The sequence below is a fragment of the Streptomyces sp. NPDC053427 genome (genome assembly GCF_044544985.1).
GTDB lineage: Bacteria > Actinomycetota > Actinomycetes > Streptomycetales > Streptomycetaceae > Streptomyces.
The window spans coordinates 23,017-36,636 of record NZ_JBITYA010000023.1 but is presented as its reverse complement, the minus strand read 5'-3'; the positions used below and the strand labels follow the sequence as shown (position 1 = coordinate 36,636).

The following is a 13,620-nucleotide window of genomic DNA, read 5'->3' as shown; positions in this document are numbered from 1 at the left end:
CGCCCGGTTACATTTCGAACCCGGAAGCTAAGCCTTTCAGCGCCGATGGTACTGCAGGGGGGACCCTGTGGGAGAGTAGGACGCCGCCGAACAAACTTTCAGCTCCGGCTCCTGGACCTTCTGGTTCAGGAGCCGGAGCTTTTTTGTTCTGATTTTCAGGTGAGAGGCGTAACTTGACGTTCACCTCGCGTCGCCAGGATCCGCGTCATGGGGACAGTAGGAATGCTCGAGTCCGCCGGTGTGCGCGCTGGTGACGAGGTCGTGGTGCCGGCCTACGGCAACGCCGAAGTGGCGCGGGCTGTGGTGCAGTTGGGCGCCGTGCCGGTGTTCGCCGATGTGGATGCCGACAGTTACTGCCTCGACCCGGCCGCGGTGGCGGACGTGGTGAGCAGCAGGACGGCGGCGGTCGTGGCGATACATCGGTTCGGACGCCGGGCCGATGCCGGCTGGATTCGCGAAGTGGGACAGCGGCACGGGCTGTTGGTGCTGGTCGAGGACGAGCCAGGGGCTCAGCCGGACGGTGCGGAGCGGCGACGGGCGCTGGCGACGTATCTGGACGGCAGGCTCAGCGGCGTGGGGACGCCGGCGCCGGCGGCGGGGCACACGTACGAGCAGTATGTGGTGCGGGTGCCGGGGAACGGGCGGCCGGACCGGGATGCCTTTGCGCGGGCTCTGCGGGCCAAGGGAGTGGCGTGCAAGGTTCCCGTACAGGCGCCGGCGTATCGGATGCCGGGGCTGCGGCGGGATGTGTTTCTGCCGCATACCGAGCGGGCCGTTGACGAGACGCTGGCGCTGCCGCTGCAGATGGATGTGTCGCGGCGGGAGTTGCAGAAGATGGTGAGCGCTTGCAATGCGCTGGGAGGATTGCTGCAGCCGGCCTTTTAGGCGGGCGAGTGGGTGGGTGGCTCGGAGCGTCGCGGAGATCAGGTAGTATTTCTTTCGTCGCTGCGCCCCAATAGCTCAGTCGGCAGAGCGTCTCCATGGTAAGGAGAAGGTCTACGGTTCGATTCCGTATTGGGGCTCTGGAAAACGAAAGGCCCCCGCCATCCGGCGGGGGCCTTCGTCGTACGGGGTGTCAGTCGGCGGGGATTTCGGGGACGCGCATGGCGAGGATGGCCATGTCGTCGGAGGCCGGTTCGGCGGCGAAGCGTTCCACGGCGCGCAGGACGCGGGCGGCTACGGCGCCGGCGGTCAGGCCCGTACAGGTCGTCAGGACGTCGGTGAGGCCGTCGTCGCCGAGCATGCGGGTGCCCTCGCGGCGTTCGGTGACGCCGTCCGTGACGCACAGGAGGACGTCACCGGGGTCGAGGGTGACGGTCTGCTCGTAGAGCTCGAGGTCGTCCATGACACCGAGGAGCGGCTGGGGTTCGGCGGCCGGCTCGACCGTGCCGTCCTGGCGCAGGCGGAGCGGTAGCGGGTGGCCGGCGCAGACGACCTTGAGCAGGGCGCTGCCGTCGGGCTGGGGCCACAGCTCGCCGTAAAGGAGAGTCAGGAAGCGGCTGCGGGCGCCCTCGTCGAGGATGGCGGCGTTCAGACGCTCGAGGACGGCGGGGCCGCCGAAGCCCTCGCGGGCCAGGAGGCGGAGGGCGTGCCGGGCCAGGCCCGTGACGGCCGCCGCCTCGGGGCCCGTACCGCAGACGTCGCCGATCGCGAAGCCGTAGGCGCCGTCGCGGATCGGGAAGAGGTCGTAGAAGTCGCCGCCGACTTCGTTGCCCTCGCCGGCCGCGCGGTAGATGACCTCGACCTCGACGCCCTGGATGTCGGGCAGCTCCGGGGGGAGCAGGCTGCGCTGGAGGGACTGGCTGATGGCTGTGCGTTCGGAGTAGAGGCGGGCGTTGTCCAGGGCGAGGGCGGCCCGGCGGGAGAGGTCCTCGGCGAGTTCGAGGATCTCCTGACGGAAGTGTTCCTCGGTGGGCTTGCCGAGGGTGAGCATGCCGATGACGCGGTTGCGGGCGACGAGGGGGAGGACGACCGTCTCGCCGCCGACGGCGGAGGCGGTGGCCAGAGTGGCGCCCGGTCCCGTGGACGGGCGGGCGGAGTTGCCCAGGCCCAGGCTGCGCATGGAGGTGCGCAGAGCCGCGTCGTGGGCGGCGTCGCTGGGGGCGGTCCAGACACGCGCGCCGGGGGTGGGGACCGGCTCGGGCGGGTCGACCTTGAGGAGGAGGGTCTTGAGGCCGTCGATGCGGTCCTCGTCCTCATGCAGGACGTAGGAGAGCTCGGGCTCGGAGGTCTGGTCGGCGACGGTGTAGACGGCGCACCAGGTGGCGAGGGTGGGGACCGTCATCTGTGCCATCAGGGCCAGCGTCTGGTCGCGGTCGAGGGTGCCGGCCAGGAGGTCGGATGCCTCGACGAGGAAGGAGAGGGAGCCGCGGCGCAGCTTTTCCAGCTCGGTCAGGCGGGCCCGTTCGACGGCGAGGGCGATGCGGTCGGCGGCGAACTGGAGGCGGAGGGCTTCTTCGTTGGTGTAGCGGCCGGGGCCTTCCGCGGCGACGCCGAGGGAGCCGGTCAGGCGGCCCTCGACCTTCAGGGGGACGGTGACGACGGAGCGCATGCCCGTACCGGACAGGAGCGGGACGGCGCCGGGCACCGCGGTGAGATCTTCGTGGACGGCGGGCATTCGGGCGGAGCCGTAGCGTCCGGATCCGGCCTCCACGGGGACGCGGGCGAACCGCTGGCGGGCGGAGGGCAGGCCCGTGGAGGCGCGGACCTCCAGCTCGGTCTCGTCGTCGGTGGCCAGCAGGAGGTAGGCGGCGTCGCCGTCGAGCATGTCGCGGGCGCGCTCGACCGTGCGCTGGAGCAGCCCGTCGAGGTCGTCGGGGGCGGGGGAGCCGATGAAGACCTCGAACGGATCCGAGGGACGTCCTTCGGACTGGACGGCCTGGGAGGCGGCGTCCGGGGCGGGGGTGCGCTGGGGGCTCTGCAGGATGGCGCGCTCGTGTTCGCGCACCAGGAGGCAGACCGTGGAGGCCTCGCCGTCGGCGTCGCGGACCCGCAGGTGGGAGGCGTAGACGGGGATGACGCGGCCGTCGGCGCCCCGGATGCCGTACGAGCCCTCCCAGCGCGAGAGCTCGAGCGCCTCGGCGAGGCCCGTACCCGTGCCGGGGGTGTGCGGCCAGGCGGCGAGCTCGGTGATCGGTTTGCCGATGACCTTTTCCGGGTCGTAGGCGAAGAGGTCCTGGGCGTCGTCGTTCCAGAAGCTGATGCAGCCGGCGCGGTCGATCTGCACGACGGCGACGCGGACGCGGGTGTCCGTGGCCGGGAGGGCGTCCACCGGGAGGGCGGGCCCGGCGGAGCGGGTGCCGGCCGGGCGCTCAGGAAGCTCGAGCTGGAACCAGACGTGCTTCTGGGCGGCGGTGTACTCCACGCCCCAGCGGGCGGCCAGCGCGCCGCACAGCAGCAGACCGCGGCCGCCCTCGCGGTCGGGATGGACCATGGTCTGGCCGGCGTTCTGGAGCGGAATCTCGCGTTCGGGGTAGCGGTCGGCGACGGAGATGCGTACGCCGCCGTCCGTGCGCAGGCACAGCACATCGGCGGCGGTGCCGGCGTGCACCACGGCGTTGGTTACCAGTTCGCTGGTCAGGACGACGGCGTCGTCGACGATGTCGCCGAAGCCCCAGCCCTGGAGGGTGTCCCTGACGAACGCACGGGCAGTGGCGACCGAACGCCCGACCGGCTCGAATGTGGCGGCGGCCCGCGCGGTGATCACAGCACTCCCCATTGGTTTTCCGTCGCTCCCCCGAGTCCTGTGCCCGTTTCTCGTGGTGTCGATGCGCAAGCCAGGCTAGACGGTCTGGTCGGACGGTGGGAACGACGGCGTGCTTTCTGGGTGCAGACGCACTCCGGCGGCCATGCTCAGCCCCCGTGAGGAGTGTGCACGGCCGCCGGGTCATTGCCGGTGATGCGCTACACATGGTGTGTGGATGCTGCCGAAGTATGTGACTCCTCCCCTCCGGAAGGAGGGGATTCCTGGCTCGCGCCGCTCGGTCGCCCGGAGATCGGGCGGGTCCTACGCGATCAGCATCAGCCGGGTCGGGAACCGGCCCGGAAGTAGCTGAGGGCAAGCCCTGCCCGTCAGCTTCAACGAATCTCCATCAGTGTGGTTACGTTTCGACTCCTTGTCGCGTCCGGGCGGCGGGGTGAAACACTGGGCAAGTATCAAGAGAAAGCCCGGGTAGAACGGTCGATCCTGCGGGAGGGACACGGTGGAGTCTGGCGCAGCGGCGCGGGGCGTAAGCACGCGCGCAAAAGGCGGACGATCCCGGAACAACGGGACGACCGAGGTGGACACGGCTGCCCTGAATCGGCTGTTGGTCGCTCTTGTCGCCATGCGGGACGGGAACTTCCGCAAGCGGCTCACGGTTTCCGGCGAAGGCGTGATGTCGGAGATCGCGGCGGTCTTCAATGAGGTCGCGGACCGAAATCTGCATCTGACGGGCGAGCTGGCGCGGGTGCGCCGGGTCGTCGGACGTGAGGGAAAACTCACGGAACGGCTGGAGGTCGGCGCCGCCGAGGGTTCCTGGGCGGCGGCCATCGATGCCTCGAACGCCCTGGTGGACGATCTCGTACGGCCGGTCTCCGAGGTGGGACGGGTGCTGTCGGCGGTGTCCGAGGGCGACCTGGAACAGCGGATGGATCTGCGGTCGCGCAGCTCGGACAGCTCATCGGAGCATCCCCTGCGGGGTGAATTCCTGAAGGTCGGCCGTACGGTCAACGGGCTGGTGGACCAGCTCTCCGCCTTCACCGACGAGGTCACGAGGGTGGCCAGCGAGGTCGGTACGGAGGGCAAGCTCGGCGGTCAGGCCCGGGTGCGGGGGATGTCCGGTTCGTGGAAGGACCTCACGGAATCGGTCAACACCATGGCCTCGCGGCTCACCGCGCAGGTGCGGGACATCGCTCTCGTCACCACCGCGGTCGCCAAGGGCGATCTCTCGCGCAAGGTGACCGTGCATGTCGCCGGCGAGATGCTGGAGCTGAAGAACACCGTCAACACGATGGTGGACCAGCTCTCCTCGTTCGCCTCCGAGGTGACCCGGGTCGCCCGTGAGGTCGGTACGGAGGGCGAGCTCGGCGGTCAGGCGCAGGTCCCCGGTGTGGCCGGCGTGTGGAAGGACCTGACGGATTCGGTCAATCTCATGGCCGGGAACCTGACCGCTCAGGTGCGCGGGATTGCGCAGGTCACCACCGCCGTCGCGAACGGCGACCTGTCCCAGAAGGTCACGGTCAGCGCGCGCGGCGAGGTCGCGCAGCTCGCCGACACCATCAACACCATGACCGAGACGCTGCGGACCTTCGCGGACGAAGTGACGCGGGTGGCGAACGAGGTCGGGGCCGAGGGACAGCTCGGCGGTCAGGCGCAGGTGCCGGGCGCGGCGGGGACGTGGAAGGACCTCACCGACTCGGTGAACAACGCCTTCCGCAATCTGACCGGGCAGGTGCGGGACATCGCGCAGGTGACGACGGCGGTCGCCAATGGTGATCTGTCGCAGAAGGTCACCGTCGATGTGGCCGGTGAAATGCTGGAGTTGAAGAACACCGTCAACACGATGGTGGATCAGCTCTCGGCGTTCGGTGCCGAAGTGACGCGAGTGGCGCGGGAGATCGGCGTCGAGGGTGAGCTGGGCGGTCAGGCGGCGGTGCCGGGCGCGGCCGGGACGTGGAAGGACCTCACGGACTCCGTGAACACCGCCTTCCGCAACCTGACCGGGCAGGTGCGCAACATCGCGCAGGTGACGACGGCGGTCGCGAACGGTGATCTGTCGCAGAAGGTCACCGTCGATGTCTCCGGTGAGATGCTCCAGCTGAAGAACACCGTGAACACCATGGTGGATCAGCTGTCCTCGTTCGCCGACCAGGTCACGCGGATGGCCAGGGACGTGGGTACGGAGGGCCGGCTGGGCGGTCAGGCCCGGGTGGACGGCGTCAGCGGCACCTGGAAGGAGCTGACCGACTCCGTCAACTTCATGGCGGGGAACCTCACCTCCCAGGTGCGACAGATCGCGCAGGTGACGACGGCGGTCGCGCGCGGTGACCTGTCGCAGAAGATCGACGTCGATGCGCGCGGCGAGATCCTGGAGCTGAAGAACACCATCAACACGATGGTCGACCAGCTCTCCGCCTTCGCCGAGCAGGTCACCCGGGTCGCCCGGGAGGTCGGCACGGACGGCCGGCTGGGCGGTCAGGCGCAGGTGCCGGGCGTCGCCGGTGTCTGGCGGGATCTGACCGACTCCGTGAACGGCATGGCCGGCAACCTGACGGCTCAGGTCCGAAACATCGCGCAGGTCGCCACGGCGGTCGCGCGCGGTGACCTGTCGCAGAAGATCGACGTGGACGCCCGGGGCGAGATCCTGGAGCTGAAGAACACCCTGAACACGATGGTGGACCAGCTGTCCTCCTTCGCGGAGCAGGTCACCCGGGTCGCCCGTGAGGTGGGCACCGAGGGCATCCTGGGCGGCCAGGCCGAGGTGCAGGGCGTCAGCGGTACGTGGAAGGACCTCACCCAGTCCGTCAACTTCATGGCGAACAACCTGACCTCGCAGGTGCGCAACATCGCCGAGGTGACGACGGCGGTGGCCCGCGGTGATCTGTCGAAGAAGATCACCGTCGACGCCAAGGGCGAGATCCTCGAGCTGGTCACGACCGTCAACACGATGGTGGACCAGCTCTCGTCGTTCGCCGAGCAGGTGACCCGGGTGGCCCGTGAGGTGGGCACCGAGGGCCAGTTGGGCGGTCAGGCACGGGTGCCGGGCGCGACCGGAATCTGGCTGGATCTCAGCGACAACGTGAACCTGATGGCCAACAACCTGACCATCCAGGTGCGCAACATCTCCCAGGTCTCGGCGGCGGTCGCCAACGGCGATCTGACGAAGAAGGTGACGGTCGAGGCGCGCGGCGAGGTCGCGCAGCTGGCCGACACGGTCAACACGATGGTCACGACGCTGTCGTCGTTCGCCGACGAGGTCACGCGGGTGGCCCGCGAGGTGGGCACCGACGGCATCCTGGGCGGCCAGGCCCGCGTCCCCGGTGTCGCCGGTACGTGGAAGGACCTCACGGAGTCCGTGAACTCCATGGCCAACAACCTGACCGGCCAGGTCCGCAACATCGCGATGGTCACCACCGCGGTGGCCAAGGGCGATCTGACCAAGAAGATCGACGTGGACGCCCGGGGCGAGATCCTCGCGCTGAAGACCACCATCAACACCATGGTCGACCAGCTGTCCTCGTTCGCGGAGCAGGTCACCAGGGTGGCCCGCGAGGTGGGTACGGAGGGCCAGCTGGGCGGTCAGGCGCAGGTGCGGGGCGTGGCCGGTACCTGGAAGGACCTGACGGAGTCCGTCAACGAGATGGCCGGGAACCTGACCCGGCAGGTGCGGGCGATCGCCGCCGTCGCCGCGGCGGTGACCCTCGGCGATCACAACGTCCGCATCGATGTGGACGCGGCCGGCGAGATCCTGGAGCTCCAGGACAACGTCAACACCATGATCTCCACGCTCCGCGAGACCACCCTCGCCAACGAGGAACAGGACTGGCTCAAGGGCAATCTGGCCCGGATCTCCGGCCTGATGCAGGGGCGCCGCGATCTCAAGGACGTCGCCACCCTCATCATGAGCGAGCTCTCGCCGGCGGTCTCCGCGCAGCACGGCGCGTTCTTCCTCGCGGCGCAGCCCGACAGCCGGGAGATCGGCGCGGACGGCGGCGAGGCGGGCGCGTACGAGCTGCGGCTGATGGGCTCGTACGGCTATGCCATGGGCGGGATGCCGACGACCTTCAAGCCCGGCGAGACGCTGATCGGCACGGCCGCGGAGGAGGGGCGCACCATCCTGGTGGAGAACGTCCCCTCCGGGTACCTCAAGATCGCCTCCGGGCTGGGCGAGGCGCCGCCGGCGAATGTGATCGTGCTGCCGGTGCTCTTCGAGGACAAGGTGCTCGGCGTGATCGAGCTGGCGTCCTTCCAGCCGTTCACGCAGATCCAGAAGGACTTCCTCAGCCAGATCGCCGAAATGATCGCTACCAGCGTCAACACCATCTCGGTCAACACCAAGACCGAGGTGCTGCTCAAGCAGTCGCAGGAGCTGACCGAGCAGCTCAAGGAGCGCTCGGGCGAGCTGGAGAGCCGGCAGAAGGCGCTGGAGCTGTCCAACTCGGAGCTGGAGGAGAAGGCCGAGCAGCTGCGGGCGCAGAACCGCGACATCGAGGTGAAGAACACCGAGATCGAGGAGGCGCGGCAGGTCCTGGAGGAGCGCGCCGAGCAGCTCGCGGTCTCGATGCGTTACAAGTCGGAGTTCCTGGCGAACATGTCGCACGAGCTGCGTACGCCGCTGAACTCGCTGCTGATTCTGGCCAAGTTGCTGGCCGATAATGCCGAGGGGAACCTCTCCCCGAAGCAGGTCGAGTTCGCCGAAACGATCCATGGTGCGGGTTCCGATCTGCTCCAGCTGATCAACGACATCCTCGACCTGTCGAAGGTGGAGGCGGGCAAGATGGACGTCAGCCCGACGCGGATCGCGCTGGTCCAGCTCGTCGACTACGTGGAGGCGACGTTCCGGCCGCTGACCGCGGAGAAGGGGCTCGATTTCTCCGTACGGGTCTCCCCGGAGCTGCCCGCCACGCTGCACACCGACGAACAGCGGCTGCTGCAGGTGCTGCGCAATCTGCTCTCCAACGCCGTGAAGTTCACCGACAGCGGCGCCGTCGAGCTGGTCATCCGGCCGGCCGGCGCGGATGTGCCGGTGGCGATCCGCGAGCAGCTGCTGGAGCACGGTTCGCTGCGTGACCCGGACGCCGACATGATCGCGTTCTCGGTGACCGACACCGGTATCGGTATCGCGTCCAGCAAGATGCGGGTCATCTTCGAAGCGTTCAAGCAGGCGGACGGCACGACCAGCCGCAAGTACGGCGGCACGGGCCTGGGCCTGTCCATCAGCCGGGAGATCGCCCGGCTGCTGGGCGGCGAGATCCATGCCGCGAGCGAGCCCAGTCGCGGCTCCACCTTCACGCTCTACCTGCCGCACAACCCCGGCGGGCTGCCGCCGCAGGGCTACCCGCAGCTGGTGGCCGGCGGGCTGGCGATGGACGCGGAGGCGCGCGAGACGGAGGCGGGGCGGCAGGCCGAGCTGGAGGTGCTGCCGGACGACGGCGTCGGCTCCAGCCTCAACCGGCGTCGCCGGCGCGGGATTTCGGCCGGTGCGCGGCGCTTCGAGCTGCCGGGCCAGCCCGCTCCCACCCCGCCGCCGCAGGCGCCGCAGCAGCCGTCGCAGCCGACCACTCAGCAGTCCGCCGAGGAGCCCTGGATCGGCAACGGCCAGGATCTGGTCCAGCCGGGCATGGGCGGCGGCGGCTTCCACGGCGAGAAGGTGCTGATCGTCGACGACGACATCCGTAACGTCTTCGCGCTCACCAGCGTCCTGGAGCAGCACGGGCTGTCGGTGCTGTACGCGGAGAACGGCCGGGAGGGCATCGAGGTGCTGGAGCAGCACGACGATGTGGTCCTGGTCCTGATGGACATCATGATGCCGGAGATGGACGGGTACGCGACCACGGCCGCGATCCGTCGGATGCCGCAGTTCGCCGGGCTGCCCATCATTGCGCTGACCGCGAAGGCGATGAAGGGTGACCGGGAGAAGAGCATCGACTCCGGTGCATCCGACTATGTGACCAAGCCGGTGGATACCGATCATCTGTTGTCGGTCATGGAGCAATGGATGCGCGCGAGGTGATGGGGCGTCCAGTATGGAGCCGAAAGAGGATCATCGCGTGCTGACTCAGTGTTGCCGCGGACGTGTGGAAGCGCGGTATTCGGGGAACCTTCTGGTCTCTCGCTGCGTTTCCGCTACGTGCACAGTGACATCGCGGTGACAGGGTGTGGCGATAGGCGGGGTGCAGCTACCATGACCGGCACAAGAACGGGCGACGTGACGGAGTCGTCCCCTGGGGCGGCGTCCGGTTCGATGCCGGGGCGAGGAGGACGGGCCATGGTGCAGAAGGCCAAGATCCTCCTGGTCGATGACCGGCCGGAGAATCTGCTGGCGCTGGAGGCGATCCTCTCTGCGCTCGATCAGACACTGGTGCGGGCATCGTCCGGGGAGGAAGCGCTCAAAGCACTGCTCACGGACGACTTCGCGGTGATTCTGCTCGATGTGCAGATGCCGGGGATGGACGGGTTCGAGACCGCCGCGCACATCAAGCGGCGCGAACGTACCCGCGACATCCCGATCATCTTCCTGACGGCCATCAACCACGGCCCGCACCACACCTTCCGCGGCTATGCGGCCGGTGCGGTCGACTACATCTCCAAGCCGTTCGACCCGTGGGTGCTGCGCGCGAAGGTCTCGGTCTTCGTCGAGCTCTACATGAAGAACTGCCAACTGCGGGAGCAGGCCTCGCTGCTGAGGCTCCAGCTGGAGGGCGGGCAGCCGAACTCGGAGGCGAGGGAGTCGGCGGGGCTGCTGGCCGAGCTGTCGGCGCGGCTGGCTGCGGTCGAGGAGCAGGCGGAGGCGCTGTCCAAGCAGTTGGACGAGACGGCGGAGGCCGCCGCGGTCGCCACCGCCGCGCATCTGGAGCGCAAGCTGACGGGTCTGCGCCGGGCGCTGGACGCGCTGGAGCCGGGGTCGGGCAGCGGGGCGGGCTGAGCGGCGCCCGGCGGCGGGTGACTGACGGTCTCTCATGAGACGGACGCGCGACACGAATGGGTGAAGCGGCGTGCGCTCGTGACACGCTTGCCGTCGCCTGTAATCTCGTCGCCATGGCCTCACGTACGTCCGGCAAGGGAACCCAGAGCAAGGCGGGACCCGCCAAGCAGCGCGCCGGACAGGCCGGGGGCGCCGCGAAGAAGACCGCCGCGAAGCAGCCGTCTTCCGGGAAGCGGGCGCCCGCCAAGAAGCCGCCGGTGAAGAAGACCGCGGCCGCGAAGAAGGCTCCGGCGAAGAAGGCGCCCGCCAAAAAGGCCGCCCCGACGCCGGCGCCCTCGCCGACCGGTGGCGTCTACCGCGTCGTCCGCGCCTGCTGGCTTGGGGCGGCGCACGGCATCGGGGCGATGTTCCGCCACTTCGGCCGGGGCGCGAAGAACCTCGACCCGGCGCACCGCAAGGACGGCCTGGCGCTGCTGCTGCTCGGCCTGGCGCTGGTGATCGCGGCCGGCACCTGGTCCAACCTGAGCGGTCCGGTCGGCGATCTCGTCGAGCTGCTGATCACCGGTGCCTTCGGGCGACTGGATCTGGTCGTGCCGATACTGCTCGGCGTGATCGCCCTGCGGCTGATGCGGCATCCCGAGCAGCCCGAGGCCAACGGTCGGATCGTCATCGGGCTGTCCGCGCTGGTCGTCGGGATCCTCGGACAGGTGGCGATGGCGTGCGGGTCGCCGGGCCGGGGCGACGGGCTCGCCGCGATACAGGACGGCGGCGGCTATGTGGGCTGGGCGGCGTCCAAGCCGCTGATCTTCACCGTCGGGCAGACCCTGGCGGTGGCGCTGCTGGTGCTGCTGACCGTCTTCGGACTGCTGGTGGTCACCGCGACGCCGGTCAATGCCATCCCGCAGCGGCTGCGCGCGGTGGGCATCAGGCTGGGGGTGTTCTCGCCCGCGGAGCCCGAGGCGGACTTCGAGGACGCGGACCGGTATGCGGAGGAGTGGCGCGAGCAGCCCGCCCGGACGGCGCGCCGCGGCGCCGCCGAGGATCCGGAGGCGTACGAGGAAGAGGCGCTGTCCCGGCGGCGCCGCCCGCGCCGGGGCGCCGCGCAGCCCGCCCTGGACCGGCCGATGGACGCGGTGGATGTCGCCGCCGCGGCCGCCGCCGCGCTGGACGGCGCGGTGCTGCACGGCGTCCAGCCCTCGCCGCTGGTCGCCGGGCTCAGCAGCTCGGTCTCCGGGGAGCGCCAGGACTACGAGGACAGCCGGGGGGAGAGCGGCGCGGTGCCGCCGGCCCGTGAGGCGGAGCGGCCCGCGGACGGGCCCGCCCCGGCCGTGCCGGACTTCACCAAGGCCGCGCCCGAGCCGTCCGGCGATCTGCCGCCGCGTGCCGAGCAGCTGCAGCTGTCCGGCGACATCACCTATGCCCTGCCGTCCCTGGATCTGCTCGCGCGGGGTGGGCCCGGCAAGACCCGGAGCGCCGCGAACGACGCGATAGTGGCTTCGCTGACCAACGTCTTCCAGGAGTTCAAGGTCGACGCGGCGGTCACGGGCTTCACCCGGGGTCCGACGGTCACCCGTTACGAGGTCGAGCTGGGCCCGGCCGTCAAGGTCGAGAAGATCACCGCGCTGGCCAAGAACATCGCCTACGCCGTGGCCAGCCCCGACGTCCGGATCATCAGCCCGATCCCGGGCAAGTCCGCGGTCGGCATCGAGATCCCCAACACCGACCGCGAGATGGTCAACCTCGGCGATGTGCTGCGGCTGGCCGATGCCGCGGGCGACGACCACCCGATGCTGGTGGCGCTCGGCAAGGACGTCGAGGGCGGCTATGTCATGGCCAACATGACGAAGATGCCGCACGTCCTGGTGGCGGGCGCGACGGGCTCCGGCAAGTCCTCCTGCATCAACTGTCTGATCACCTCGGTCATGCTGCGCGCCACGCCGGAGGACGTCCGGATGGTGCTGGTCGACCCCAAGCGGGTCGAGCTGACCGCGTACGAGGGCATCCCGCACCTGATCACGCCGATCATCACCAACCCCAAGCGGGCCGCCGAGGCGCTGCAGTGGGTGGTGCGGGAGATGGATCTGCGCTACGACGATCTCGCGGCGTACGGCTTCCGGCACATCGACGACTTCAACGACGCGGTCCGCGAGGGCAAGGTCAGCTCGCCCGAGGGCAGCGAACGGGAGCTGGCGCCGTACCCGTATCTGCTGGTCATCGTCGATGAGCTGGCGGACCTGATGATGGTCGCGCCGCGCGATGTGGAGGACTCCATCGTCCGCATCACGCAGCTGGCCCGCGCGGCCGGCATCCATCTGGTGCTGGCCACCCAGCGCCCGTCGGTCGATGTGGTCACCGGCCTGATCAAGGCCAATGTGCCCTCCCGGCTCGCGTTCGCCACCTCCTCGCTCGCCGACAGCCGGGTCATCCTCGACCAGCCGGGTGCCGAGAAGCTGATCGGCAAGGGCGACGGGCTCTTCCTGCCGATGGGTGCGAACAAGCCGGTCCGGATGCAGGGCGCCTTCGTCACCGAGGCCGAGGTCGCGGCCGTCGTGCAGCACTGCAAGGACCAGATGGCGCCGGTCTTCCGTGACGACGTCACGGTGGGCGGCAAGCAGAAGAAGGAGATCGACGAGGACATCGGCGACGACCTCGACCTGCTGTGTCAGGCCGCCGAGCTGGTGGTCTCCACCCAGTTCGGGTCGACGTCGATGCTCCAGCGCAAGCTGCGGGTGGGCTTCGCCAAGGCCGGACGGCTGATGGATCTGATGGAATCGCGCAACATCGTCGGGCCCAGCGAGGGTTCCAAGGCACGGGATGTCATGGTGAAGCCGGATGAATTGGACGGAGTGCTCTCGGTCATCCGGGGGGAGGCTACCGAGTAGCACATCCATCCGGGTCACTCGTACGTGAGAGAAAGCAACCGTTTCTCCTGCTGATACGTCAAGTTGAGGGAGGTGCGGGAATGATGGCTCATCATTGCGTTCGCGGCACCGTG

The 13,620-nt window shown here is 69.3% G+C and carries 5 protein-coding genes, 1 tRNA gene and 1 rRNA gene; 6 read left to right on the top strand and 1 reads right to left on the bottom strand.

The window, feature by feature from the left end; translation table 11 throughout:
* The 3 genes from rrf to ACIGWZ_RS38805 all read left to right on the top strand — a co-directional run.
* A 5S ribosomal RNA gene (rrf, locus tag ACIGWZ_RS38815) occupies positions 1–92 on the top strand; the annotation flags it as partial.
* Between the two features lie 130 nt (positions 93–222).
* The gene (locus ACIGWZ_RS38810; RefSeq protein ID WP_400072651.1) at positions 223–885 is read left to right on the top strand and encodes a DegT/DnrJ/EryC1/StrS family aminotransferase; all 663 of its coding nucleotides are present in this window, start codon (positions 223–225) and stop codon (positions 883–885) included.
* 64 nt (positions 886–949) lie between these two features.
* A tRNA-Thr gene (locus ACIGWZ_RS38805) sits at positions 950–1,022 on the top strand.
* Positions 1,023–1,075: 53 nt separating this feature from the next.
* On the opposite strand, the gene ACIGWZ_RS38800 is transcribed toward ACIGWZ_RS38805, so the two are convergent.
* Positions 1,076–3,706, bottom strand: a complete 2,631-nt coding sequence (locus tag ACIGWZ_RS38800; RefSeq protein WP_400072655.1) for a SpoIIE family protein phosphatase — start codon at positions 3,704–3,706, stop codon at positions 1,076–1,078.
* Positions 3,707–4,202: 496 nt separating this feature from the next.
* Between ACIGWZ_RS38800 and ACIGWZ_RS38795 the strand changes: the two genes are divergently transcribed.
* The 3 genes from ACIGWZ_RS38795 (at position 4,203) to ACIGWZ_RS38785 (ending at position 13,507) form a co-directional block, all read left to right on the top strand.
* Positions 4,203–9,713 carry a HAMP domain-containing protein gene (locus ACIGWZ_RS38795; RefSeq protein WP_400072649.1) on the top strand — a complete coding sequence of 1,837 codons (5,511 nt, stop codon included), beginning with the start codon at positions 4,203–4,205 and terminating at the stop codon, positions 9,711–9,713.
* A 255-nt stretch (positions 9,714–9,968) separates the two neighbouring features.
* Positions 9,969–10,625, top strand: coding sequence for a two-component system response regulator (locus ACIGWZ_RS38790; RefSeq protein WP_400072647.1), 657 nt, complete (start codon positions 9,969–9,971; stop codon positions 10,623–10,625).
* Positions 10,626–10,738: 113 nt separating this feature from the next.
* Positions 10,739–13,507 carry a DNA translocase FtsK gene (locus ACIGWZ_RS38785; RefSeq protein ID WP_400072645.1) on the top strand — a complete coding sequence of 923 codons (2,769 nt, stop codon included), beginning with the start codon at positions 10,739–10,741 and terminating at the stop codon, positions 13,505–13,507.
* The last annotated feature ends 113 nt before the right edge of the window (positions 13,508–13,620 follow it).

What these genes read in the sequence shown, in the direction of transcription:
- ACIGWZ_RS38790 (WP_400072647.1), top strand. Translation starts at nt 9,969, where the DNA reads ATGGTGCAGAAGGCCAAGATCCTCCTGGTCGATGACCGGCCGGAGAAT.
- ACIGWZ_RS38810 (WP_400072651.1), top strand. Translation starts at nt 223, where the DNA reads ATGCTCGAGTCCGCCGGTGTGCGCGCTGGTGACGAGGTCGTGGTGCCG.
- ACIGWZ_RS38785 (WP_400072645.1), top strand. Translation starts at nt 10,739, where the DNA reads ATGGCCTCACGTACGTCCGGCAAGGGAACCCAGAGCAAGGCGGGACCC.